Annotated in this window: 27 protein-coding genes and 6 pseudogenes; 8 read left to right on the top strand and 25 right to left on the bottom strand. The window is 41.1% G+C overall.

Annotation, left to right across the window (positions count from 1 at the left end; all coding sequences use genetic code 11):
* Positions 1-98 precede the first annotated feature (98 nt).
* Both JCM19037_RS21695 and JCM19037_RS00365 read left to right on the top strand, forming a co-directional pair.
* Positions 99-548, top strand: a complete 450-nt coding sequence (locus tag JCM19037_RS21695) for a hypothetical protein (protein WP_052363385.1) — start codon at positions 99-101, stop codon at positions 546-548.
* 192 nt (positions 549-740) lie between these two features.
* Positions 741-1,417 (top strand): annotated as a pseudogene (locus JCM19037_RS00365) (DUF421 domain-containing protein).
* Positions 1,418-1,486: 69 nt separating this feature from the next.
* Here the strand turns inward: JCM19037_RS00365 and xerS are convergent.
* Together xerS and JCM19037_RS25375 are read right to left on the bottom strand one after the other, a co-directional pair.
* Positions 1,487-2,572, bottom strand: a complete 1,086-nt coding sequence (gene xerS, locus JCM19037_RS00360) for a tyrosine recombinase XerS (protein WP_042396653.1) — start codon at positions 2,570-2,572, stop codon at positions 1,487-1,489.
* Between the two features lie 157 nt (positions 2,573-2,729).
* A complete protein-coding gene (locus tag JCM19037_RS25375) occupies positions 2,730-3,173 on the bottom strand; it encodes a TetR/AcrR family transcriptional regulator C-terminal domain-containing protein (protein WP_373900134.1) in 444 nt (147 codons plus the stop codon).
* Positions 3,174-3,431: 258 nt separating this feature from the next.
* Between JCM19037_RS25375 and JCM19037_RS00350 the strand changes: the two genes are divergently transcribed.
* Both JCM19037_RS00350 and JCM19037_RS00345 read left to right on the top strand, forming a co-directional pair.
* A complete protein-coding gene (locus tag JCM19037_RS00350; protein WP_042396646.1) occupies positions 3,432-3,836 on the top strand; it encodes a nuclear transport factor 2 family protein in 405 nt (134 codons plus the stop codon).
* A 203-nt stretch (positions 3,837-4,039) separates the two neighbouring features.
* Positions 4,040-4,408 (top strand): hypothetical protein, encoded by a 369-nt coding sequence (locus tag JCM19037_RS00345; protein WP_042396645.1) that lies wholly within the window; start codon positions 4,040-4,042, stop codon positions 4,406-4,408.
* Positions 4,409-4,567: 159 nt separating this feature from the next.
* Here the strand turns inward: JCM19037_RS00345 and JCM19037_RS29760 are convergent, their stop codons facing one another.
* From JCM19037_RS29760 to JCM19037_RS00330, 3 genes are all read right to left on the bottom strand, one after another.
* Positions 4,568-4,720: a M23 family metallopeptidase gene (locus JCM19037_RS29760; protein ID WP_202963208.1), complete on the bottom strand. Its 153-nt coding sequence runs from the start codon at positions 4,718-4,720 to the stop codon at positions 4,568-4,570.
* A gap of 729 nt (positions 4,721-5,449) precedes the next feature.
* A complete protein-coding gene (locus JCM19037_RS00335; protein ID WP_042396642.1) occupies positions 5,450-6,139 on the bottom strand; it encodes a type II CAAX prenyl endopeptidase Rce1 family protein in 690 nt (229 codons plus the stop codon).
* A 134-nt stretch (positions 6,140-6,273) separates the two neighbouring features.
* On the bottom strand, positions 6,274-6,684 hold the full coding sequence (locus JCM19037_RS00330) for a PadR family transcriptional regulator (protein WP_052363382.1): 411 nt from the start codon (positions 6,682-6,684) through the stop codon (positions 6,274-6,276).
* A 332-nt stretch (positions 6,685-7,016) separates the two neighbouring features.
* Here JCM19037_RS00330 and JCM19037_RS26355 point away from each other — a divergent pair.
* Positions 7,017-7,136 (top strand): annotated as a pseudogene (locus JCM19037_RS26355) (recombinase family protein); the annotation flags it as partial.
* 96 nt (positions 7,137-7,232) lie between these two features.
* On the opposite strand, the gene JCM19037_RS00325 reads toward JCM19037_RS26355, so the two are convergent.
* The 14 genes and pseudogenes from JCM19037_RS00325 to JCM19037_RS25365 form a co-directional block, all read right to left on the bottom strand.
* Positions 7,233-7,637: a hypothetical protein gene (locus JCM19037_RS00325; RefSeq protein WP_052363381.1), complete on the bottom strand. Its 405-nt coding sequence runs from the start codon at positions 7,635-7,637 to the stop codon at positions 7,233-7,235.
* Positions 7,638-7,963: 326 nt separating this feature from the next.
* Positions 7,964-8,386 (bottom strand): GNAT family N-acetyltransferase, encoded by a 423-nt coding sequence (locus JCM19037_RS00320; RefSeq protein ID WP_042396639.1) that lies wholly within the window; start codon positions 8,384-8,386, stop codon positions 7,964-7,966.
* Between the two features lie 483 nt (positions 8,387-8,869).
* Positions 8,870-9,190 (bottom strand): hypothetical protein, encoded by a 321-nt coding sequence (locus JCM19037_RS00310; protein ID WP_042396634.1) that lies wholly within the window; start codon positions 9,188-9,190, stop codon positions 8,870-8,872.
* Between the two features lie 70 nt (positions 9,191-9,260).
* Positions 9,261-10,374 (bottom strand): annotated as a pseudogene (locus tag JCM19037_RS00305) (NADH:flavin oxidoreductase).
* Positions 10,358-10,797: pseudogene (locus tag JCM19037_RS00300) on the bottom strand (glycosyl-4,4'-diaponeurosporenoate acyltransferase). The pseudogenes JCM19037_RS00305 and JCM19037_RS00300 overlap by 17 nt, the downstream one beginning before the upstream one ends.
* 97 nt (positions 10,798-10,894) lie before the next feature.
* Positions 10,895-12,013 (bottom strand): glycosyltransferase family 2 protein, encoded by a 1,119-nt coding sequence (locus JCM19037_RS00295; protein ID WP_052363379.1) that lies wholly within the window; start codon positions 12,011-12,013, stop codon positions 10,895-10,897.
* Positions 12,006-13,511 carry an NAD(P)/FAD-dependent oxidoreductase gene (locus JCM19037_RS00290; RefSeq protein ID WP_042396630.1) on the bottom strand — a complete coding sequence of 502 codons (1,506 nt, stop codon included), beginning with the start codon at positions 13,509-13,511 and terminating at the stop codon, positions 12,006-12,008. Before JCM19037_RS00290 ends, JCM19037_RS00295 begins: the two co-directional genes overlap by 8 nt.
* Before the next feature lie 16 nt (positions 13,512-13,527).
* A complete protein-coding gene (locus JCM19037_RS00285) occupies positions 13,528-14,406 on the bottom strand; it encodes a phytoene/squalene synthase family protein (RefSeq protein ID WP_042396629.1) in 879 nt (292 codons plus the stop codon).
* 12 nt (positions 14,407-14,418) lie between these two features.
* The gene (locus tag JCM19037_RS00280) at positions 14,419-15,678 is read right to left on the bottom strand and encodes an NAD(P)/FAD-dependent oxidoreductase (protein WP_238544464.1); all 1,260 of its coding nucleotides are present in this window, start codon (positions 15,676-15,678) and stop codon (positions 14,419-14,421) included.
* Positions 15,609-15,938 carry an NAD(P)/FAD-dependent oxidoreductase gene (locus JCM19037_RS26350; protein WP_238544463.1) on the bottom strand — a complete coding sequence of 110 codons (330 nt, stop codon included), beginning with the start codon at positions 15,936-15,938 and terminating at the stop codon, positions 15,609-15,611. Before JCM19037_RS26350 ends, JCM19037_RS00280 begins: the two co-directional genes overlap by 70 nt.
* A 28-nt stretch (positions 15,939-15,966) precedes the next feature.
* On the bottom strand, positions 15,967-16,164 hold the full coding sequence (locus JCM19037_RS00275) for a hypothetical protein (protein WP_042396627.1): 198 nt from the start codon (positions 16,162-16,164) through the stop codon (positions 15,967-15,969).
* A 117-nt stretch (positions 16,165-16,281) separates the two neighbouring features.
* Positions 16,282-16,736: pseudogene (locus JCM19037_RS00270) on the bottom strand (RraA family protein).
* A gap of 2 nt (positions 16,737-16,738) precedes the next feature.
* A complete protein-coding gene (locus tag JCM19037_RS26345) occupies positions 16,739-16,897 on the bottom strand; it encodes a hypothetical protein (protein WP_238544462.1) in 159 nt (52 codons plus the stop codon).
* 15 nt (positions 16,898-16,912) lie between these two features.
* Complete coding sequence (locus JCM19037_RS25365) at positions 16,913-17,074, bottom strand: hypothetical protein (RefSeq protein ID WP_193744614.1); 162 nt, start codon at positions 17,072-17,074, stop codon at positions 16,913-16,915.
* Between the two features lie 152 nt (positions 17,075-17,226).
* On the opposite strand from JCM19037_RS25365, the gene JCM19037_RS00265 reads away from it, so the two are divergent.
* From JCM19037_RS00265 to JCM19037_RS00255, 3 genes are read left to right on the top strand one after another with little or no spacing between them, the layout of a single operon-like run.
* Positions 17,227-18,450 carry an MFS transporter gene (locus JCM19037_RS00265; RefSeq protein ID WP_042396624.1) on the top strand — a complete coding sequence of 408 codons (1,224 nt, stop codon included), beginning with the start codon at positions 17,227-17,229 and terminating at the stop codon, positions 18,448-18,450.
* Between the two features lie 45 nt (positions 18,451-18,495).
* A complete protein-coding gene (locus JCM19037_RS00260; protein ID WP_042396622.1) occupies positions 18,496-18,708 on the top strand; it encodes a hypothetical protein in 213 nt (70 codons plus the stop codon).
* On the top strand, positions 18,705-18,911 hold the full coding sequence (locus tag JCM19037_RS00255; protein ID WP_042396619.1) for a hypothetical protein: 207 nt from the start codon (positions 18,705-18,707) through the stop codon (positions 18,909-18,911). The genes JCM19037_RS00260 and JCM19037_RS00255 overlap by 4 nt, the downstream gene beginning before the upstream one ends.
* A gap of 16 nt (positions 18,912-18,927) precedes the next feature.
* Here JCM19037_RS00255 and JCM19037_RS26340 read toward each other — a convergent pair whose 3' ends face one another.
* From JCM19037_RS26340 to JCM19037_RS00235, 6 genes and pseudogenes are all read right to left on the bottom strand, one after another.
* Positions 18,928-19,233, bottom strand: coding sequence for an alpha/beta hydrolase (locus JCM19037_RS26340; RefSeq protein ID WP_238544461.1), 306 nt, complete (start codon positions 19,231-19,233; stop codon positions 18,928-18,930).
* A complete protein-coding gene (locus JCM19037_RS00250; RefSeq protein ID WP_052363377.1) occupies positions 19,197-19,853 on the bottom strand; it encodes an alpha/beta hydrolase in 657 nt (218 codons plus the stop codon). Before JCM19037_RS00250 ends, JCM19037_RS26340 begins: the two co-directional genes overlap by 37 nt.
* Positions 19,854-20,039: 186 nt before the next feature.
* A complete protein-coding gene (locus tag JCM19037_RS00245; protein WP_081828946.1) occupies positions 20,040-20,840 on the bottom strand; it encodes an aminoglycoside phosphotransferase family protein in 801 nt (266 codons plus the stop codon).
* Positions 20,803-21,282, bottom strand: coding sequence for a D-alanyl-D-alanine carboxypeptidase family protein (locus JCM19037_RS21675; RefSeq protein WP_052363375.1), 480 nt, complete (start codon positions 21,280-21,282; stop codon positions 20,803-20,805). Before JCM19037_RS21675 ends, JCM19037_RS00245 begins: the two co-directional genes overlap by 38 nt.
* Positions 21,258-21,670, bottom strand: a pseudogene (locus JCM19037_RS21670) (D-alanyl-D-alanine carboxypeptidase family protein). The gene JCM19037_RS21675 and the pseudogene JCM19037_RS21670 overlap by 25 nt, the downstream one beginning before the upstream one ends.
* 213 nt (positions 21,671-21,883) lie before the next feature.
* The gene (locus JCM19037_RS00235) at positions 21,884-22,399 is read right to left on the bottom strand and encodes a metal-dependent hydrolase (RefSeq protein ID WP_042396618.1); all 516 of its coding nucleotides are present in this window, start codon (positions 22,397-22,399) and stop codon (positions 21,884-21,886) included.
* Positions 22,400-22,407: the final 8 nt, after the last annotated feature.

Raw genomic sequence — 22,407 nt, 5'->3', positions numbered from 1 at the left:
CTTAAACGCGGTAAAGCAAAAAACCATTCATATACTATAACATGTTACAATAAGTATGCCAAAGGAAAAGATTACTATTATAGAAATGGGGAATCCAATTGGTACAAAAAACGATGCTTTCACAGATGACCGCGATTTTGCTTGAACATGCGTATCGTAAAACGCCTAGCGAAATCGAGTTGCAAAATGCCTTACAAGAGAAAGACACCGATTTCTTGCGGCAGTTAGCCGATGAAAGAATGGATTATAAAGACTTCTTTTCATACATGGAAACGCACGATGAAGATGCGGCACTCGCGTTAAAAGAAGGTTACGAAATTAAATTTAATACACTCAAAGGATTGAAGTTGTGGCTCCATGAGAAGTTTAATTGGGTAGAAGATGTAGATTACAAGCAATCCGAAGATGCCCTCATTGATTTTACCATTCATTCAGATCAACTCGGACAATTAAATACCAGTTTGGCAAAGAATTGGGTCGTCAAAACGAACGATGAAGATGAGAACAAGGAGTGGCGAGACGTAAGCTTGAGATTAACAAATTTTTAGCATAAAAGTAAAAATTAAAATTTCACGCACTGTATTAAGGGAAGAAGGAGGTGAACTCGTTTAACCATTTTTTTACAGAAAAGTTTAACACCCATTACATGAATTTCACATACCGTATATTTATATAATAAGAACAATGCGTTTAGAGCAATCCATTGTTGACGATAATGATTTATAAAAAGCAGGGATTTTATGAATCTATTACAAACAGCTTCAGAGTTAATCGTTGGATTCGTAGCATTGCTCATCATGTTAAAGCTGCTAGGGAAGGCGACATTAGCCAAATAACGCCGTTTGATTTTATTTCTGCATTAATTCTTGGGGATTTAATCGGAAATGCTATTTATGAAGAGGAAGCTAGAATTGGATCTATTTTATTTTCAATAAGCGTTTGGGGTGGGCTCATCTATTTATTAGAATGGACAACGCAAAAATATAGAGGAACGAGAAGCATTCTAGAAGGCAAACCATCGATTATTGTACGTGACGGACAATTAGATCGATTAGAACTAAAAAAGAATAAGCTTGATATTAATCAATTGCAGCAATTATTACGGCGGGTGAATGTATTTTCCATTCGAAATATTGCGTACGCCATTCTTGAAACAGACGGTACCGTTAGTGTGTTGCAAAAATCAACGTATGCAACCCCAACAAATGCCGACTTACACGTTCCTGAAAAGCAAGTCTCATTGCCAATTTCATTCATAACAGATGGCAAAGTTGAATGGGATAACCTAAGCCAAGCAGGTTTTGATGAACGATGGTTACTCAGTCGTTTACAAGAGAGGAACATTTATAACTATTACGACGTGCTCTATATGGATTGGCAAAAAGAAGAGGGCATTCATATTCAGAAAAACACTTAGCAGTTTGCATCAATGAAACTGCTAAGATCTTAAGTTTACATAATATATATATTGTAAATCAAAATGAAATTACTCATCATCTTTAGGCAAATCCATCCTATCTACAGCATTTTTCAAATCATCGTTATGAATGTGCGTATAAATCATCGTCGTTTGGATCGATGAATGGCCAAGTTGACGTCGCAACTTCGGTACATCATTAATTTCGTTATGATACCTCGTTGCAAATGAATGCCGTAATTTATGAACAGATAATGAGGGTTTGCCAAAAGCAGTTGAATACTTTTCAACTAATTTCTCTATAGAGCGTGCCGTTAATCGTCTTGGGGTTCCTTTTGGGCCCATAGCCGCCGCGACAAATAACGCTTTGTTCGTTTGCTTGATTTTGTAGCGCTGTGCTCGAATTTGCAAATAGTCATCTAAGTCCGCTTTTGCTTGTTTGCTGAAATAAACGAATTGTTCTTTGTTCCCTTTACGAATCACTCGTGCGGTATATTTGCTATGATCAATATCATCAACATTTAGATTAACAACTTCTGAAAGCCGTAAGCCTGAACCTAAAATGAGCGACACAACCGCTGTATCTCGTTCGCGGTTCCTTAAATGAAAATTAACGAGTTTTTTGTTGTCAGTAACAAGCTTCCCGTACTCAGACGCAACAAATTGGCGAAATTCTTCATACTCATCACCAATTAAGATGTTTCCTTCCATTTTATTTGCCGTCGTTTCCATACTCTCTTTAATATCATTAAATTCAAGCTTTGCCATCACATTACGTTTTAAATAGGGCTGCAAATCACGGGTTTCAGCGATATTTTGAAGGTAATTGAAAAGCGATTTTAAGCCAGACAGCTTGCGATTAATAGTCACTTCTTTATTTTGCAATTCATATTGAAGAAACGTCAAAAATTGCTCGGCTTCTTGAACGGTCATTGATTCAAGCAACTCAAGAGGTAGTTCCTTTAGGTCACCAGGATAATCATTTTCCGTAACTAGCCAATGAAAGAAGATTTTATAATCGTGTACGTAGTTGAGTAGTGATGCTACGGATAATTTTCGTTTTTTATAATTAACATATTCTTCAACAAACCACGGAAGATCCTTAACATGGGTTTGAAGCTTCGTGTACATTTGCTGCTTAGACTGATTTTCCAAATGATCACCTCATAACCATATTTTACAAGATCCGATTCAAAAAAGCAATTTATTACGTCAAATTTATATTTTACGTAATAATATATTATTAAGAACCATGAGATTTGGAGTTTCATGCTTCATTAGCTAGATTGTATACAAGTTAGCTGCACTTCTACTAAGTTGATTTTAACTGATGGTTAATCATTTCGTATGTGTACTGTGCCATTTCTTCTGTTGATAATGGAAATTCATGAATTAACCACCATTCGATGACACCTACAAGCGCATTTGCAAGAAATTGTGTTTTTAACACGCTTCTACTCCCGTCCCCTAAATACCAATTTTCACCTTCAACCACCATTTTTACAAGTTGTTCTCGAAAACTTTGCGCCCCTCTCTTTTCTAACAGCATCAAATAAAACACTTTGTGTTGATGGAAGTAATTGTACATAGCCGAGAGTGAATCTATAGTATTAAACAGTGATTGATTTGTTTTTGAGAGGATACAACTACTCTTTAGCTGCCCCAAATAATCTTGGATGATTTGATCAAGTAAATTATATTTATCTTGATAATGAAGGTACAACGTTCCTCGATTAACATCTGCTCGAGCTGCAATAGCATTTATTGTTATTTTCTCAAAGTTCTTTTCTTCTAGCAGTTCAATAAAAGCTTTTTGAATGGCTGCTTTTGATTTTTTTTATTCTGCGGTCTACTTTTTTCATGATTAGCCACCTTTTATTCAACAATTAACAAAAGCTTGTCCACTAATGAACAAATCATCGAGAATTAACGATTGTTTAATCGTGCATCAATTACTATAGTATAAACTGTTGATCAGTCATCAACTACTAAAAATTACGATGGAGTGATTGATATGCCAACCCAAGTAGAAATGAAAACTGCTTTACAGCACTACGTACAAGGACTTCACAATAGCGATGCAAAATTATTATCATCCCTTTTTTCAGATCACGCAAAAATTCAAGATCCATTTGGTTTAGGTCGAGTTGTTGAAGGTAGAGAAGCTATTGATACGATGTATAAATACTCTGTAGATGTTATTGATGAGGCTAAAATTGAAGCACCGATTGTTGGATCTCATGGCAATTATGCTGCGGTTGCTTTCTCTTTTGTTACAACTGTCAATGGTATTATTTCTAAAACTCATGCAATTGATGTAATGACCTTCGATGACTCATGTAAAATTGTTGATATGAAAGCATACTGGGGTAGTGATGATAATTCAAGAAACTTAAGTGCTACTGATTATGATTTTTAAATTATCTATTCTTTAATTAAAAAAGCTCACTTTCTAATTTATTTAGAAGGTAAGCTTTTTATATTAATACTATTCTTAACGTTCTAAACCCGGATTGGCATGACACTAAATCATATTCACTTATGCTATAATTAATCATCTTTGAACTTTGATTAAGGGGCGCGATTATCATACTCAAGTTCACTCGTTTAGGGATTATATTCTTGCTTTTAATTGGCTGCAGTTCTACTGGTGAAACGTTAGCTGTTGGCAGTTACAAAGACCCGTATACCATTGTGTTCCACGATGAAGAGATTAGCGAAGAAAAGGTCATTGACGAGGTTAAAAACATCGTCAATGCTGCTGATGAAGCAACTGAACCCCCTGACGGGCCTCCAAACATAGTCATCCATGTTAATGACTGGCAATACTCCACAATGGTTATGAGCATTTCTTTATGGACAGATAGTGGTTCTACACCTACCTTGCTCAGAGGTCATTTGGCCGACGCTGAAAAGCAATTTTACCAACTATCTGAAGAGAGCTGGTTAGAAATTCAAGAACTACTTGACTTAGAGGAAGAATACCTTTAATCTACTCCACCAACACCCATGAATCTTATTCTATCCTTACGTGTTGGAATTCCATTGTTTATTGTTTACTGTTTCCCATAACCCATTTTCGAATCGCTCGTAGTATTCAAACACGCACGGTAATCCGTTTGCAATAGCTATGTCATCGTGATCCATTAATTAAAAATGTAAATGTGGAGCAAAGGAGTTACCAGAATGTCCGACTCTACCAATCAATTCTCCTTGATTTACTCGCTGACCAGCTGATACTTGTACTGACCCGGTCTGGAAATGCACGAATGCAGCAAAAACACTAAAACGGAACTCTAACATACGTGATAGTTCTGAAATGGCTGTGCGGTAAGAGCTGTTTTGCTATGAACGCAACAACACGAAATAGAATGTGGACGGATCCCTAGGGAATCGTGCTTCCTGTTGAAAATATTTCAAAAGCACAGCAAAGCCAAGGCATGTTGTATTCCTTTTATTGTTTATTAATTGTCTTTCAGCTGGTAGTAATATTAAGATTTCAACAAGTTCTTTTTCTGTTATTCTAAAAGTTTCATTCCTCTCAATTTTTGATTGAGCTTCAATGTTATTCCTCAATAACGCATTCGCATAGCTAGCTGAAGACCGAGTGAACTGATGTTATCTAACATTCCCTCCTCAATTAATATTGTATATTCAATTTTGACTATAAAATTATTTTTAAATTCCCTGGCACAGGGAATAAGTAGGTACGTTTTGTTTTTTCCAGTAACTTGATCGATTTATCAATATATTTTTTATAGCTTTATGGATTTAAAGATGTGTTCAAAAACGAGAAGCGTAAATGGAGAGCATTCACTTTTAAGCTTCTTTTCTTGCTGCTTTCGCAATGATACAAGTGCTTCATCTCTATCCAACTTATCGACAAAAGAAAATCCAGAATATAATTGCGTAGGGTACGGATTCAATGGCTTTTCTAACACTTCTTTTATGAGTTGCTTTTCGTATACCTTTCCTCTATTTGTAATTGCATAAATTGCTTCCTGACGATGGCCAGTGTGTTCAAATTGTTGACTATGTAGCAACATTAAATATAAATATCAAAATTACTACATCGAGCATAAAGTGTATCATAAAAGCCCAATAGAATCCTTTTGTTTCTTGAATAGACTTCGCTAAGAAATATCCTAAATACGCTGATATTAACACACCAAATATTCCATTCGGGGCAACACCCCAATAATGGATAATTCCAAATATAGCAGATCCCATAATTAAACCATATAGAGAAGAATTTGTTTCATTATCTCCCATTGTCACATACGGAAGTCTAAAAATTACTTCTTCAATAAAAGCGTTTGTTGCTGCTAATGGAATAACCATTAATAAAGCTACTAAGCTAAAATCAAACCCTACCGCATACGTTTGTAAAAATGCTACCACTCCCATGATAGCTACCATTATTATGCCTATACCCAAAGCATCGTGTTCCCATTTTCCTTCGCCTAATAAAAATGAAGGTTTCATCTTGCCCTTACGATTAAAATTTAAATAACCCAATTTAATTTTATCCGCAAATATGTAAATCAATAATAAAGCTAAAGCCGCTACGATTAATCCACTAAGTTGATAGTTTAAATGATTATTTAAAACAGTGTTATCAAAAATATTAAAATTAAATATTGGATTCTCAGTTACTATGAATAATAGCCAAGTGACAAGTAACATCAAGATAGTAAAAATGACTAGTTTAAAGTATTTCATATTACCTCCAAATTTTTCATTCAAATAACATAAGCCAAAATAGATTTATTCCAATTGATTCGTTTTCTTTTTAAAGTAACTTGATCGCTTTATTAATATATTTTTGTTGTAGCTTTATGGTTTCAAACATGTGTTCAAAAACAAGCAAGGCAAAAGAGGAGAGGTTCTCTTTTTTTACTTTTAATCCATAAGATACTATTTCTTGCTCTTCTTCCAAATTTTTTTTGTTGCCTTCGCAATGCTGCAAGTGCTTCATCTCTATCCAACTTTTCCATAAAAGAAAATCCAGAATACAATTGTGTAGGGTATGGATTCAATGGTTTTTCTAACGCTTCTTTTGTGAGTTGCTTTTCATATTCCTTTCCTCTATTTGTAATTGCATAAATTGCTTTCTGGCGATGGCCAGTTTGTTCAATATGGCTGACTTCAATGTATCCTTCTTTTTCCAGTTTATTGAGCGCATTATAAATTGACCCAATAAGTAGTCCACTCCATCGTTCAGCATCCATACTTTTCAGTGTTTCTTTAATATCGTATCCTGACATCGGTTGTATCCTAATAAAGCGAGAACCAATAATTTCGCCATAATATCACCTTTGTATATTCAAATTTGTATATTCATACTATACTGTTGTACTAAGAATGTCAATGGGCGAAGTAATCACAACTTTTCGTTATATGCTCCTATTCAGTAATAGATCTCTGCCAACGTTTATAAAAGTATGCCTTTAAGGAAAGGAAGAACGCATTGATCAAAATGCGGCATATCATGTTTATAAATATGGTTAAAAACATTTATAAACGTTTATGTTTACCGTTTACCTTGATAAACAGGAAACGTACAATGAGGGTAGCAAAAATATAAGTGGGAGGAAACATGGTTGCTACTTATGGATACATACGGGTAAACACTAAAGAACAGAATGAACAGCTTCAGTTACACAAAATGTTGGAAAGGGGTGTTGAGGCACGTCGCATTTTCGTTGATCGAGCGAACAGAGCTCCTAGCTCAATGCTTTATTTTGAGTGGCGTTACTACTTAAGTGTGGTTTAAGGAGAAATGGCGGCAAGATCGTCAGATGCTACCTTTACCCTATAGTGATATAGTTACCAGCAACGGATTGAATGTCATTTTCCTTCGGATTAAAATTACGAGCATTTTTATGAGCGTTACGCAGATCTGAAAGCCACTTCGTCTTCGCTCTTTACACCCGTCCTCTGCTTTAACAACGATTCCGTCACAAGGAGCAAACACTTCTTGACCCCAACAATAATAGTTCTCTATTGGCACACCAAAAAATAAATACTGCCCAAAATTCGTTCGATAGGCTGGCCGACCCTTTCGTTTCCAATCTACTTGAACGAAATCATACGCATACCTTGATCCAAATCGATTCGTGCCGTGACTTGGAATTTTATTGCCTGGTGTGTTTGGACAATACCACTCCCCTCTCAATGGAAACTCTACACTGACTGGTTCACGCTTTGCATCAATCATCAGATGCCCCTCCCAAACCCTGCTTTAGACGTCAAGTTCTATTTTACACTCCTAGTTAAGAATGATTGTTCGAATTTTTCATTCGATAACTTGCCTTATAACTTCCCTCTATAATTGTATGCGTTATTATACCCACTGTTCATGATTCCTGCTCTTCCTTGCCCACATGATGACAATGGAAAATGCAACGATTGACAATAGTATATGAACGAATGTATTACTAGGCGAAGGAACCCAAAAAAAGATTGGCATGCTCACGCTGAAAAAGATGCTATACACGATAATAATTTTCAGCCAATGCCTCTTTAACACACCGAGCAAGCTGCTCACCTCTCCCTATGATTTAGTTTGGCAAATGCGACTAAACTTCCTTGATCACAAGACGTGAATGCATGCTTTTCGTAAAAGGAACGCACCGCTGGTTCATCGTCGGTTAACAATACGAGTTGTCGCACGTGCTTGAAGTCGTTAATCACTTTAGTTAGCAGTGATGACCCTATTCCTGAATGCTGGTACGCTTGTAATACGAGAAGATCTTGGATATAAACGATCGTTTCTCCATCACCTACGATTCGTACAAAACCGATTAATCGGTTTTCGTGCCATGCTGAAACGATCGCTAATGATTGTTCGATTCCAGCCATTAGAGTGGATATATCTTTCGTATATTCCGTCCAGCCTGCATCTTTATAAAGAGCGAGCACGTCTGCACGGGGTAACGTTTTGCTTTTACTGTATGAAATGTTCATTCCTTCAACTCCAATGTTTACTGTTTGTTCATTGATGTAGAGATTTTGTGCAATTCGACATAAATAAGAAGTAACCAGCCTACGATAAATCCTAGTAAAATTGTTTGAGCAGTTTCAAAGTTCAATGACAGCAAATCAAGTAAAGTGTATACAACAAGTATTAAAATAACGCCACCAAGGGCACTAAAAATCAATCGTAAAAGCATGACCTTTTCACTCCTTCTCCACATGGAATGCTTTAAGTTACTCTTCCCTTTAAAATAGTAAGAATAAACGATTAATTTCATCTATGGTATGTGAAATTATGAATTTTGCTACCCACTTCGATTTGCTTACTAGGTAAAATAAGAAAAAACCGCCCTAGGCTGGACGGTTTACTTGGTAGGGTCAAACAAAAGGTGGTCTAGCGCTTACCAATATTTGAAGCACATATTAACCTTAGCATAGACCTAGTACAATGATCAAATAAAAACACTTAGATCTTTAATTAGCGGAATTTGGCTGGCCATTGTCGAAATACGTCAACCCCGCGGCCACCGGCAATGGAACTTCCGCATCATTCGTTTGTTGCTTGACTTCTACACGATAAACGAGATGACCCGTTTGATTTTCTTTTTCAAATAGTTCAAGTGTGTACGTTTGATCATTTGCCTTTTGCGCACGATGTGATTTCCACGGCAATAGCAAAAGCTGCTCATGCATCTGTTCCAGCTGTTTTAATACCTTCTCTTCACTATCGTTTCCTACATTTTCCACAAGCGCAATCGGTTGGTTGCTACGCTTCGTTGTTGTGTACTTGTTCATGGTGCTTCTCCCTCCTGTTAGCTTGTCTCTCTTCTACTTCTATACCGCAAATGGCAATCCGGTAAACCTTTTAGATGAGGTCGTTTTCGCGCTCTTTTGAATAAGGAATAACTTGATCTAGTTGCCCTTCTTTTAATTTTGTTGGCCACGCTGCATCAGCAAGTAAGGAGCGGCCGATGGCAACATAATCGAAGTGCCCTTGTCTGATCTGCTCTTCTGTCCAATGGATGTTGTCGATGATGGACGGCTCATGGACTTCTTCGCTTCGATATGCGCGATCAATACCAATGGAACCGACAGCAATCACCGGTTTCCCTGTCAAATGCTTTGTCCAGGCAGCTAAGTTCCGCTCACTGTCTTCCTCCGGGAACTCCGCTTCCCAAATCCGACGAGTCGAGCAATGAAAAATATCAACGCCAGCTTCAACGAGTGGCTTCAAAAACGTAGATAACTCCTGGGAATTTCGAGCAATTTTTGCTTCGTAATCAGCGCCTTTCCATTGAGAAAAGCGAAACACGATTGGGAATTCCGGGCCTACAGCTGCTCTACAAGCACGCACAATATCGATGGCAAACGTCATTCGTTTTTCAAGGGTTCCTCCATACCGATCGGTACGGTGATTCGTACGGGACCAGAAAAACTGATCAATCAGGTATCCGTGTGCTCCGTGAAGTTCAATCCCATCGAAACCGATGTCTTTTGCATCTTTGGCCGCATTAGCATATTGCTTCACTAAATCTTCAATTTCGGATGCTGTTAACTCATGGATCCCTTCTACCGGTTCCCCTTTTAAGCTGTAGCCAGAAGGCTTACTGGAGCCGCTTCGGGATTCGGCAAACTGCCCGCTTTTCTCGCTGCCCCGACGTGCCAGAGTTGTGGAATAATTTTTCCACCGGCTCGGTGAACTTCAAAAACAACTCGTTCCATCCTTGGAGGGCGTCATCACCATGAAAGCGTGGGATTTGATCGGACATGACCGCCGCCGGATGATTGATCGCTGTTCCTTCAGTAATGATTAAGCCGACACCGTTGGTCGCGCGTTTTGCGTAATAACTAGCCACATCTTCACCTGGTATGCCTTCTGGTGAAAACATTCTTGTCATCGGAGCCATTGCAATTCGGCTTTGCAAGTGACTGTTCTTAAACGGGGCTTGGTCGAGTAGTGTGCTACCTAAGTTGTTCATGTTCGTAAGTCTCCTCTTTTGTTCGTTTTCGTTTTTTCATTCTCACGACCCGTGAAAGCCGTCCGCGGTTGAAGCGTTGCAATATAATGATCGGTACGTTGATCACGAGTGCATAAACGACCATGAGCCAAGCTGCCATAATGGGTTCCATAAAAAGAATAAAGCGGCAGGAACAATGCTTAACCAATGAGTAACTTCCGCACGTTTTGACTCCGTGATAAAGTTGTCAAAATAACCAATACTACGGTCCTGCAATTCCCTCTTTTCAAAACCACCCTCAAACATTTTTGCACCGTCAGGGACGATATGTTTCCACTTTTTTACACGTGTGAGAGTTTGCCAAACCTCCCCTTCTCGCTCCCAATTTCGGATACGTAATAAGCGGATGTTCTTTTGAAAAAAATGATCTGGAACTTTTAGCATTGCGTAAGAAACGGCGATATGAAAGAAACCCCAAGCCACAATATTTACGACGAGAAGCCAAACGAATGAAAGTTCTACAAGTGGCATAAAGATCCCCCTACACTCGGATTTTTCGACCGCGCCAAGTGACCGTTTGCTTCACTTTTGTATAATAGACCGACCGCATAAAGAGTAGGGTAAAGAAAACAAAGAAGATAAAATGCAATGGATATACCCACCAGTGAAAGCTTCCAACCTGTCGACCGACCGCATACAGTTGCAACGTAAACAGTGCGAATAACAGTACACTCGTTGCGACAAAAGCGCCATTCCCAACGACGAGCGAAAGGACGAGTGCAGGCAAAGCTAAAAACCCACCGCTAATCCAAATGCTGATTAATGTTGTGACGAGGGGGTGCGTCGATTGTGATGCGGTGGCGAAATTCTTAGTCCATCCTTCAATGAGTGGACGCAACCCTTCAGGATACATTTGAAAATGAATCAATCCTTTGCCACTGAAACAGTCGACGGGCAAATCAACGTGCTGGTAAGCCTCACCGAGTGCCAAATCATCCATCACTGCCCCGCTAATCTTCTTATGTCCCCCCGAAGCGAAATAGTCTGTACGGTTCGTCACGATACATGGCCCGAACGAGCCCGCTCCTTTAAACGACCACGGGGTAAATACATTCATCCCCGCCATTACGATCATATTAAAAATAAACGATAGGTTTTCATATGGCTTTGTAACCGTATGAAACGGTTGTACGGAGAGAATGCCGCGAGAGCCCGATGTTTGATAAGCACCGATGAGCTCATCTATGCTCGTGTTTTTATAAAAGCGCGTGTCTGCATCCAGGAACAATAAAATTTCGCCACTCGCAGCAGTTGCTCCTTGCCAACATGCCGCAGATTTACCAATCCAACCGTCTTCCACTTGAGTGTTGGCAATCACTCGTGCTCCAAATGAACGTGCAAACTCCGCTGTCTGATCGGTAGAGTCATCGTCAATGACGAGCACTTCCATGTTCGGGCGACTTTTAGGCTGAATGGACGCGAGTAGTGGGCCTAGCCGTTTTTCTTCATTTCGAGCTGGGATAATAATGGATACTTGTGCTTCGCCAGACGTTTCATGCGGTTCGTCTGCAATTTTAGGCATGCGCCAAAGCATGAGCAAACAACTTACAGTTGCCATAAAAACGAAAGCAAAACTAACGATCAACCCCCATTCAATCATCGTTTGCCCCCTGTTCAGCTTGAACAATACGTTCACTAACTTGTTGACCGCTCAGTGTAACCATTGGCATCCCGCTACCTGGATTTACCGTACCACCAACAAAGTAAAGGTTTCGATATTTGCTGCTCTGTTTCGGGTGTTTGAATCCTTGGTTTATTTTTTTATTAGAGACCGTTCCATAGATTGAGCCTCGATGGGAATAATAATTTCGTTCAATATCTTCAGGCGTCCAAAAATCTTCCGTAATAATGTGCTTTCTTAAATCTTTCAAACCCATGCGCTCCAGCTTTGTGAGCACAACATCTCGAAATGCTTCATAATCTGCACTTGTAAACGGGCGGTCTTGGATCGGTGGGATGTGCGGGAGAATCTTAATGTTTTCGCACCCAGCGGGTGCTTGTGAAGGGTCTATTTTGTTCACATTCACAAGATAAATCGTCGGATCTGTCGGCAGTTGCTTATCGTGAAAAATCCGCGTCATTTGTTCCTTAAGGTTGTCTGGATAAAAGAAATTATGATGAGCGAGCTCGGGATACGTCCGGTTCACACCGATGTGCATGACTATACCCGAACTAGAAGGCTCGAATTTCTTTTCTAATTTCTCAACAAACGGCTCATCCTCTTGCAGTAAATGCTTGTACGCAGGGATCACTTCCATATTGGAAACGAAATAATCCGCATGAATTTGTTCACCGTTTGCGAGCTCAGCGCCTACAACCCGATGATCTTGAGTATGTAACCGTGAGATTTCTGTCGATGGATGAAAGTTAACCCCCACTTCTTTTCCTAAACGGACGAGAGCTTCTGCTAACTTGTGCATTCCCCCGTGTATGTACCATGCGCCTTCTTTGTGTTGCATGTAAAGAAGCATGTTCAATATTGCTGGAGCGTCGTACGGTGAGGATCCAACATACTTAATCATGTACGCCAGCATATCCCGTAAGTGTGGGTTTTTAATCCGCTTATCAATACCGTCAAACATCGAATGAAAAAGATCAAATTGCGTTAACGTCTCTTTCATTCCGTGATGCTTGAGAATATCACGAACGTTGTCACTTCCTTCACCAAAATACCCTTTCTCCGTTACATCGTATAACTTTTTGGAGTAAGCTAATAGCTTTTCATAGTCTTTCTTATCTTCCGGTGTTAACGACGGATTGTGTTCGGAAAACATCTGTTGTAGATTCTGGTGCAGATCGATTTTTACCCCGTCAGGGAAAAATGAGCGCCACTCCACATCTAACCTGGATATCGTAACATAGTCACTCATCCGTTTGTCGCTACGATGAAAAAGCCGCTCAAAAATCCGCGGCATCGTTAAAATTGACGGACCGAGATCAAAACCGAATCCGTCTTGTTCCAAGCGATTTAGCTTGCCACCTAAATGGGCATTCTTCTCGTAAAGAGAGACGTCAAATCCTGATTGGGCAAGTGAAATTGCGGCTGATATGCCGCCTAGCCCACCGCCGATTACGACGATTTTCTTCGAGGTTGTCACGCTCGTCTGCCTCCATTCATGATTCGGACTGAACCGTCTCGAGTGATAGTTCCCCCGTAAGTCGAATCATTTCTTCTTTTCGTACATAATTCCTTGTCGTAAAACATTGATAGTCATTGTCTCGCACCGCATTTAATATGGCACGGTAAACGGTAGACGCATAGCCGACAGGTAATTGGCTGTCAGCATCAAAATGGTGAAGCTCGCTCATAAATTCATCGTAGCGACTTTCTGCGCGTGCAGCCATTTGTTCCCACAGCATAATAAAGTTGTCGTTGATCGTTGATGTTGATAAATCCTCGATCGTGTAGGCAAATCGATTCATTTCTTGTACAGGTAAATAGACGCGCGACATCTCACGATAATCCTCGCCTATATCCCGAAGAATATTCGTAAACTGCATACCGATACCGAGGCTGATTGCTTGAGACGTTAAATCGCGATCCGTCTCACTTGCAATAATCGGCAGCAACATTAAGCCTACTGTACCCGCAACATAATAGCTGTACTGTTCGACGTCCTCAACCGTTTCTAATCGCTCAAATGCAATATCCATGCGTTGACCCTTGATCTGATCGAAAAACGGCTGAATATCCATTTCGTAACGTTGGAAAACGTCTCGTAGAGCTCGCCACATCGGTTGATCAATCACATACCCTTTTTGGAACAAGCTTAAATCGTGCTCCAGTTGATCGACTTCATGTAATCGTTTATTCGCCGGTGCATGTTGGTCAGCGCGATCGTCTGCAAATCGACAGAACGTATAGATGGCAAAGACCGCCTTTGCTTTCTCTTTAGGCAATTGCTTAAATGTGAAATAAAAGCTTTTCGAGTTCTCTTTAATGATCGATTCACAATAGGTATAGTCCCGTTCAAGTTGTGCTAGATTCGTCATACCGATTCCTCCTTAAGAAGTTGCCTGTGTTCCTCTATCATCTAAGAGCAGCTCCTCTGTAGCAATCTTTGCGGAAAGCAATACAATCGGCACCCCTGCACCAGGATGTGTACTACTACCCGTAAAATATAAGTTCTCGCAGTTCTTTGCTTTACTTTGCGGACGTAAATGATTGCTTTGGGTAAGCGTTGGTCTCAAGCCAAAGCATGCGCCGTTGTATGCATTAAACTTGTCTCTAAAGTCAATCGGCGTCATATACGATTCAGATACAATCTCATCCTCAACGGATTTGAAAGGCTCCATTTTTGCTAATGACTGCAATACGTGATTGCGGTAATAGGCAATCGTTTCTTCGTCCCATTGATCTTTGGACGTGGAAAGCTCAGGAACGGGGACGAGGATGTATAACCCATCTTTCCCTTCAGGGGCAAGGTCCGCATCCATTTTGGAACCAATGTACACATAAAAAGACGGGTCTTCCAAACGCTCTCCACTAAAAATATCGTCCAAATTTTTTCTTAGATCATCACTAAAAACGAAATTATGGACGTTTTTCACATCGTCATATTTTCGGTCCATTCCGAGATACATAATGAAACAAGAACATGAATATTTCATACTGTCGATCTTTTTATCGGTATACTTCCCTTTTGCCACCGTGTCCTTCACGAGCGTTTTCATTGCGTAAGGGAAGTCGGCATTGCACATGACAAAGTCGCTGTTTATCACTTCTCCGTTTACACGAATGCCTTTTGCTTGCTGATTGTGAATGACAATTTCATCGACATTCGTGTTGTAGTGCACACGTCCACCGAGTTCTTTAAACAATCTTTCCATCGAGGTAGCCATCGTATGCATGCCACCTTTAATGAACCATACTCCGTACAACATCTCAATCATCGGAATGATCGTATATAAAGACGGCCCTTGAAAAGGCGAAATACCAATATACAGTGTTTGAAAGCTTATCATGTGTTTGAGCCGCTCATCTTTAATGTACTTACTAATAAAACGGTCTGCACTTCCAAATGTTTTCAACTTCAACCCTTGGCGAATCATCGCCGGTGTGTAAAAATCCGAAGCATTTCGAAATGGGCGTTGAATAAAGTGATTCTTCGCAACGAGAAACCGCTCATAGATCTTTTCCAAGTACGTGAAAAATCCTTGCGTATCTTCCTCGCTAATATTTTCTAACGTCTCCGTTAATTTGACGAGGTCTGTAGACACTTCGTGATGGTCATCCTTTTCTTCACCGAAAAATACTGAATACAATGGATCAATCGGCTCCATCGGTATGTAGTCATCAGGTCTTTACCTGCAAGTTCGAATACTTCTCGATACAATTCAGGCATCATAACGATGCTTGGCCCGAGGTCAAATTGATAGCCATCTTGTTTAATGACGTTCATCTTACCACCAGGGGTTGATTCTTTTTCATATAAGTCAACTTGATACCCGGCGTGCTGGAGGCGAATGGCACTCGCTAATCCTGCTACGCCTGCACCAATGACGATTACACTTTTCTTATTCATGGATCATTTACCGCTCCATTCGTTTCAATTACTCTGATTGTGGATTTCTTAAGGCGTGTACATGTGAAACGATAAATGTTTCTAAATCGATCTGTGCGTCCCCTTGGTCGGCTAGTCGATGCTCATCAAATGCTCGGCCAATTCCTACATAGTCATGCTCGTATACTTGAGACTGTCCAATTTTCATTGCATCTAATACATTTTTAATATGGGATATTTTCACCATAGAAATGTGCACCTCACAATTTAGATGGATTGTATCGCTACTTTATTCACTGTTATAAAGTGCCATTCCCCTTCTGTTCATTTTAAAACCTTTTCAGAGTAAAATACTCTTCTTTCCTTACTGTTTTGACAAAACAGACCGAATGTATTCGTCGACTTTTAAAGGATCTTCACCAATATGGTTTGCTCGTTGCTCATCTTTATCTAATTTGTTTATTGCCGCTCGATAGACTTCTTCCATTTGCGTTTTTGGAACAACGACGACACCATCTCTGTCTGCGACAACGAGTTCTCCTGGGTGAACAACAACCCCGCAAACAGAGATGGGTATTTGCAGTTGTCCTCTGACATTCTTTTTCCCTGCTGCAGGCGTAGTACCTAGCAAAAGACCGGAAAATCAAGCGCTTGTATATCTGAGAGATCCCGGATAACGCCATTTACAACAATTCCACTAAGTTTCTTCGTTTTTGCGAGCCCGATGATGAAGTCCCCGGCAATCGCAGCATTTCGTTCTCCTTTACCGTCAATAACAAGCACATCACCAGGTGACGCAGCTCCAATCGCCTCGAGCACACTCACATTTTCACCACCTGGAATGCTGACAGTAAACGCTGGTCCGCTGTGTGCCACGACGCGGTTAGCGGAAAAATTCCTTGATTCATATGATTGGAACCTGACAATCCATCAGAGATCGCTGTCGTCGGCAACTCTTTAAATGATTCCCACGTAACCATGTTTTGTTCGCTCCTTTACGTTGGTTTTTTAAATGCGACAGATCCAACACCAAATAATAGTCCTAAGCCGATGCCGACTGCGAGATTGTTAATGACCAACCCAACGACCATGCCGATCAAAAAGCCAATCCCAATTCTAGCGGCAATCTTCTTGTTCTTTTCTTTTTCTTCACTCATGAGAAAAATCCTCCTGTTTCTAGATGTATTCACAATGTATCATACTCGAGTCACTGTAGAATCTAGAAAGGCTTACAAGTTTTTGATTTTTTTCGTCAATGACTTCGCTTGTTACGTTGTCTAAAGAAAGCAACCGTTAAGGAGCGTTTATCGTGACAGAAACCGTTTGGCGTAACAAACCGTATGGACTGATGATTGTATCGCAAACATTTTCTTCGTTTGCAGATTGGATGTTTCTCCTCTCCGCCCTCACGATTGCAGGCGTTCATCTGAATGCGAGTTCTATTGAAATGTCGCTTTTAATGCTTGCGTTCATCTTACCTCAACTTCTTATTTCTCCGATTGCTGGAAGTCTGAGTGATCGGTTTGACCGGAAACGAGTCATTATCTTCTCGAATATCGGCCGATCAGTGGTCGTCTTATGCGTTCCATTTGCCGTTTTTAGCATGTGGCAATTGATGATTATCATGGGCTTGCTTAGTACGTTCTCCAGTCTTTTTATTCCTGCAAAAAACGGAAAGCTTAAAGAAATACTAAGTGACGACCAATTGCAACAAGGCGTTGCGATTAGCGGAATGATCGACAATGCTAGCAAAGTACTCGGCCCTTCGCTTTCCGGCTTCCTGCTCGCACTATTCTCTACCCAGTCTTTGTTTTTATTTATTAGTGGAAGTTACGTTCTATCTGTGCTCACACTCTTATTTTTAAATAAGAGTGTGCCGATTGAGCAAACAGAAGAAAAACCCGCGGTTTCATTCAGCCAAGGATTCCGAGAAATCCGTGCTCATACCTCTATTTACACCGGCTTAATGGTACTTGCAACGTGCATGTTTTTCTTACAACTCGTCGACTCTCAACTCGTGATCTTTCTCACTCAAACGATGCAATCCGCTGAGCAAACGTTAGGAATGGCGATAGCGGCAAGTGGGTTCGGAACACTCATTGCAGCGTTTTACTTGAGCAAAAAAACACTTGTCCATTTTGAAAAATATCAACGCGTTGCTACAAGCGTATTAGGATGTTCCTTTTTATTCATCTTAGTCGTAAGTGTACTACCTGAGGAATTAATGATGGTATTGATTCCCATTTGCTTTTTGTTTGGTGGAGGAGCTTTTGGTTGTGTGCTTGTGTCGTTTCAAATCTACGTGCAAAAAACGATTCCTGTTCAAAGTACGGGTCGCATTTTCGGTGCGATTTCAAGCGTAACGAGCGGTGCATCGATTTTTGGCTTATTGCTCGGTGGCGTAAAGGCTGAACTGTTTGGCGTCCATTTTGTCTACTTCGTCGTCGGTACAGCTCTCGTGTTGTTGTCACTCGTTTTATTTATTAAACAACGGGCGGTTGCGCGTCGAGATCGTGAAAATCAAACGATGTAACAATGAAAGACCGTTCACCGTCTAATCGAAAAAGGGGGTATTGCAATGAGTTGGAAAAGGCTATTGGTTCTTTTGCTCATAACCTTATGCGCAGCGTGTAACGATACGAGTGATCCGTATTCAGATGATTATGAATCGACACTAGCTACTGCCCATATCGATTCGGTCGCCTTATATGAAATGGTTAGCTTCAGAGAGGTCGGCGAGCCCATCGTGACATTTCGTGACACCGACACCGTTCAATCCATCCAAGGTTGATCGTTGAAAGAGAGAAAGAGAGTCAACCGAGTGTTGTTGACATCGTTGACCCTCCGTATTTACTCGATTTCGAGGGCACCAAATACCATCTTTGGCTTTTTGAACAAGGGGTTGCAAGCTTCCAGTATACCGAAAACAATGATGCTCATTTTAGCTTTACTGAAAAGGAAACCGAGCAACTACGTGCGCTACTCGGCATGTAATGGCTCGGTACGATCGTTAACTGTGTTGTGAGATCCATGAAAAAACGCGATCCTCATATTCTTGTGGATCGGTATGATAGGAATTCCCGTGCTCAGCACTCTCGACAACATAAAGTTCTTTTTCACCGGCTGCTCGTTTATACAACTCATACACCATCGACGTTGGCACAAAAGAGTCGTCGCCTCCGTGAATGAATAGCGTTGGCAGTGAAGAACGTTGAACAAAATCTACCGGGGACGCATCTTTAAATGAATAGCCTGCACGCATTTTCGTAATCGCACTCGTTAAAGGAACGAGTGGGTATCGGGGCAGTTTATACATTCGTTGCAGTTGGTAGGCAAGCAAAGGCTTAAGGAAGAGAATGAGCAATCGGAAATGACGGCTTTTACTTGCTCGGATAGCGTTTTTTCACCACTCGTCATGAGCACTGTCGCACCGCCCATTGACACACCGTGCAAAATAATACTGTCGTTCGGTCGCCGTCTTCCAATCCAATTGACCCAAGAGACGTAATCTTCACGTTCATGATAGCCAAAACCGATGTAATTCCCTTCACTCTTCCCGTGACCACGGGCGTCAGGGAGCAGCACGTTGTATCCTTTTTTTACATACATCTGAGCCCAATCTTTCATATCTTGAGCTTGTCCTGCATAGCCGTGGGCGATAATGACGGTTTTTCCTAGCGTAATGTCACCATTAATATAAAACCCATGAAGACGAAAACCGTCCGTGGATTGAACATTCACTTCAACAGCATCGTAATCCCGCAACCAATCGTCCGTTACATCCTGATGCTCAAAAAAGTCATCTTGCAAATCTGCACTACCTTCCAAGAAATCTTTCGGCGCTCGTTTGATCGCGACAGAGTAAAAATATGTACCCGCTCCAATCAAACCTGCGGCGGCTGCAACTCCACCAGCTAGCCAGCCTTTTTTCTTCATTCTTATTCCTCTTTTCTCCCGTCGATTCGAAACTGGTCAATATTTTGGACGATACTGACTGCACTTTCAAATCTGCTCACTTGCTCTTGACGCGCCCAATCCTCTTCCACTTCTGCCATTAACCACATCACTTCGTCAAGAAATACGTGTTTAACTGCTTGATGCCACCAGGAAGGTCTGATGCGCCTACTTCGTAGTATTCATTGTACCCTTCCATAAACGACGCCCATTCATCCGGAGTAAATGCACGATGAGGGCAGAAGCCATTTCATTATGGAATAATAATAACACCAACGCCAGATCAAAGATAGCAGGTACGTAACCGGCATTATCAGGGTCAATGAGTACCGGTGATGAATCGGTATAGAGTAGGTTGTTCGCTTTATAATCATGTGGGGTTAACACGTATTTGAGCGGTGCATTGCCGAGCTCGTCTTGAGCATCGACCGCGGCCGCAAACGTTTGCTCGAGTTGGTCAAGAGGGATCAGAGACTGTGCACGAATGGCATGCTCACGAATTTTTGCCATACTTTCTTTTACCTCATGGTGATAAAAATCAAACACATCGTATACCGGAAGTTTCCACATATTTTGACCTTCGGATTGTTGATGGATTTGTCCGAGTAGCTTTCCGGCTTCTCGAATTTGCTTTCGTGTGCCAGTATATGCATCCCCCTTTATGAAAGGGTACACAACAAAGCAATCGTCACCAACCTGAATGGGGTTTGGTGACGAAAGTAGGGCAGGTGTTACAATTCTCACACCTGCTTCTTTAAGTGACGTCGTAAATTGCATGAGCCGTTTTGCGTTGGTTAATGGGCTTTGGGTTTTCTTAATCACGTATTCGCCGACTCGATATACCGGCGCATATGCGTACAGACTCTCGCGCGAATGCGTTTCATTAAGACCAAATGCGCTAATCAGTGATTTTATTTCCATACCGCACCCCTCAATCGTTTGTTGAAGTAAGCAAACTTCCGTTTCCATAGTGGGAGAAACCTGCTTCCAGCAGTTGCTCGGTTTGTTTGAAACGTTCGCTAGAACTACTCGTACGCATCACAACAGAAATCAGTCGCGTCCCTTCACGCTCTGCGGTACCAATAAACGCATATCCTGCCGCTCTCGTATAACCTGTTTTCAAGCCATCCATTCCTGGCATGCCAACTTCCATGAGAAATGAGTCGTCTGGCCATTCTCCATTTTCGTTCCAATCATCTTCACGTTCAAGTAGTTGATTGGTATTAATAAATCGTTCATTCGTAAAAGAAAGAGAAAAAAAGGGCTGTTTCGTCAATTCAACCACTTCCGGGAAATGTTGCAACAAATAAAAACCTAGCAATGCTGTATCTTCTGCTGTAAGTGTTGACTCAGTACCCCGACCATCGAGTGGAAGACCGTGACTATTCACGAAATTGGCGTGTGTCGACAAGCTAATTCCTCTGCTTTAGCATTCATCCGATCAACAAACGCTTCTTCCGAACCAGCCAAATGCTCAGCAAGTGCACTGTCGCATCGTTTGCAGAAGCGAGTGCCATCGCCGAAAACAAATCTTGAACTTGCCATTCTGAACCATCTTGAAGGTACATCGTACTTCCCCCGGTTTCGGCTGCCGTCTCACTAATCGTTACAAATTCATCGGGATCGACTTCTCCATGAGTAACTGCTTCCAACACAAGGTACATACTCATCATTTTAGACATGCTCGCAGGAGGCAACGGTTGCCTGGCGTTCTTTTGCCACACGAGTTGACCGTTATCGGCATTAATGACAATGGCAGCGTCAGCCCCAATGTCACGCAGGTTAACGTCTGAAAGCATTGAAATATTAGACTTTTCTGGAGGCGTGAGTTTCTTTAGGCTCAGCCCATCAGTAGATGCTTGTGCGCCGAACGTTGAAAAACATACACTCACGATGAAGAAACAAAGAAGTGACTTCAAAAATGTTTGCATCAGCTCTCCTCTTTTACATAAGACCTTATACACATAGTATATGACAATTGTCATTGTTCGACAACGCTCATTTGGGTGTGACTAGTGAATCACACCCATAACCGTTAATGTATAATAGCTAACCCAAAGAACGCACACAACCCACACACTTCCCTCTCCTAGCAATGATCCCGTTCTTGTATGAAAAGGAAAGCGGACGGTCTGGTTGATTGGATAGAAAAGTTGAATCCCGCGGGATGTAAGCATATCCAATAAAAAATGACTAATCATCCCGAGCATGATTCCGACTTGCAGCATGAGGCCGAATTGACCTGGGATTAAGCCAACAACAACCCCAATGATAAGTAAAAAAATAAGACTGTGTGTAAAGGTTCGATGTCCGAACAGGCGCCGGATGGTTGTTGATAGCAACGACACTCGACTGCCTGCTTTTGAATTCGGCTGACAAATATCAGGGAGCAGCCCTCCAAAGAGAGCTGCTCCGCCGTAAACAGCCAATTCGACACCTGTTGCTGCAGTGGCCCAGTTGTCTGGAGCAAATGTATCATACGCTGCGGCAAGGGCCAGCGCCCCGACGAGATGCGTACCGGCTTTCATAATTGTTC

It is taken from the genome of Geomicrobium sp. JCM 19037, assembly GCF_000698105.1.
Lineage (GTDB): Bacteria > Bacillota > Bacilli > Bacillales > Marinococcaceae > Geomicrobium_A.
The sequence above is the reverse complement of the archived record's forward strand: the minus strand, read 5'-3'. Positions and strand labels throughout refer to the sequence as shown.

Excerpts from the sequence above, each read along its gene's own strand:
- JCM19037_RS25365 (WP_193744614.1), bottom strand. The coding sequence starts at position 17,074 with ATGAGTGAAGAAAAAGAAAAGAACAAGAAGATTGCCGCTAGAATTGGG.
- JCM19037_RS26345 (WP_238544462.1), bottom strand. The coding sequence starts at position 16,897 with ATGGTTACGTGGGAATCATTTAAAGAGTTGCCGACGACAGCGATCTCT.
- JCM19037_RS00235 (WP_042396618.1), bottom strand. The coding sequence starts at position 22,399 with ATGAAAGCCGGTACGCATCTCGTCGGGGCGCTGGCCCTTGCCGCAGCG.
- JCM19037_RS00245 (WP_081828946.1), bottom strand. The coding sequence starts at position 20,840 with ATGGAAACGGAAGTTTGCTTACTTCAACAAACGATTGAGGGGTGCGGT.
- JCM19037_RS00310 (WP_042396634.1), bottom strand. The coding sequence starts at position 9,190 with ATGAACAAGTACACAACAACGAAGCGTAGCAACCAACCGATTGCGCTT.
- JCM19037_RS26350 (WP_238544463.1), bottom strand. The coding sequence starts at position 15,938 with ATGAATAAGAAAAGTGTAATCGTCATTGGTGCAGGCGTAGCAGGATTA.
- JCM19037_RS00330 (WP_052363382.1), bottom strand. The coding sequence starts at position 6,684 with ATGTCAGGATACGATATTAAAGAAACACTGAAAAGTATGGATGCTGAA.
- JCM19037_RS00325 (WP_052363381.1), bottom strand. The coding sequence starts at position 7,637 with ATGATTGATGCAAAGCGTGAACCAGTCAGTGTAGAGTTTCCATTGAGA.
- JCM19037_RS00320 (WP_042396639.1), bottom strand. The coding sequence starts at position 8,386 with ATGAACATTTCATACAGTAAAAGCAAAACGTTACCCCGTGCAGACGTG.
- JCM19037_RS00285 (WP_042396629.1), bottom strand. The coding sequence starts at position 14,406 with ATGACGAATCTAGCACAACTTGAACGGGACTATACCTATTGTGAATCG.
- JCM19037_RS00335 (WP_042396642.1), bottom strand. The coding sequence starts at position 6,139 with ATGAAATACTTTAAACTAGTCATTTTTACTATCTTGATGTTACTTGTC.
- JCM19037_RS00260 (WP_042396622.1), top strand. The coding sequence starts at position 18,496 with ATGAGTTGGAAAAGGCTATTGGTTCTTTTGCTCATAACCTTATGCGCA.
- JCM19037_RS26340 (WP_238544461.1), bottom strand. The coding sequence starts at position 19,233 with ATGTATAAACTGCCCCGATACCCACTCGTTCCTTTAACGAGTGCGATT.
- JCM19037_RS00295 (WP_052363379.1), bottom strand. The coding sequence starts at position 12,013 with ATGATTGAATGGGGGTTGATCGTTAGTTTTGCTTTCGTTTTTATGGCA.
- JCM19037_RS00275 (WP_042396627.1), bottom strand. The coding sequence starts at position 16,164 with ATGGTGAAAATATCCCATATTAAAAATGTATTAGATGCAATGAAAATT.
- JCM19037_RS29760 (WP_202963208.1), bottom strand. The coding sequence starts at position 4,720 with ATGTTAGAGTTCCGTTTTAGTGTTTTTGCTGCATTCGTGCATTTCCAG.
- JCM19037_RS00350 (WP_042396646.1), top strand. The coding sequence starts at position 3,432 with ATGCCAACCCAAGTAGAAATGAAAACTGCTTTACAGCACTACGTACAA.
- JCM19037_RS00250 (WP_052363377.1), bottom strand. The coding sequence starts at position 19,853 with ATGAAGAAAAAAGGCTGGCTAGCTGGTGGAGTTGCAGCCGCCGCAGGT.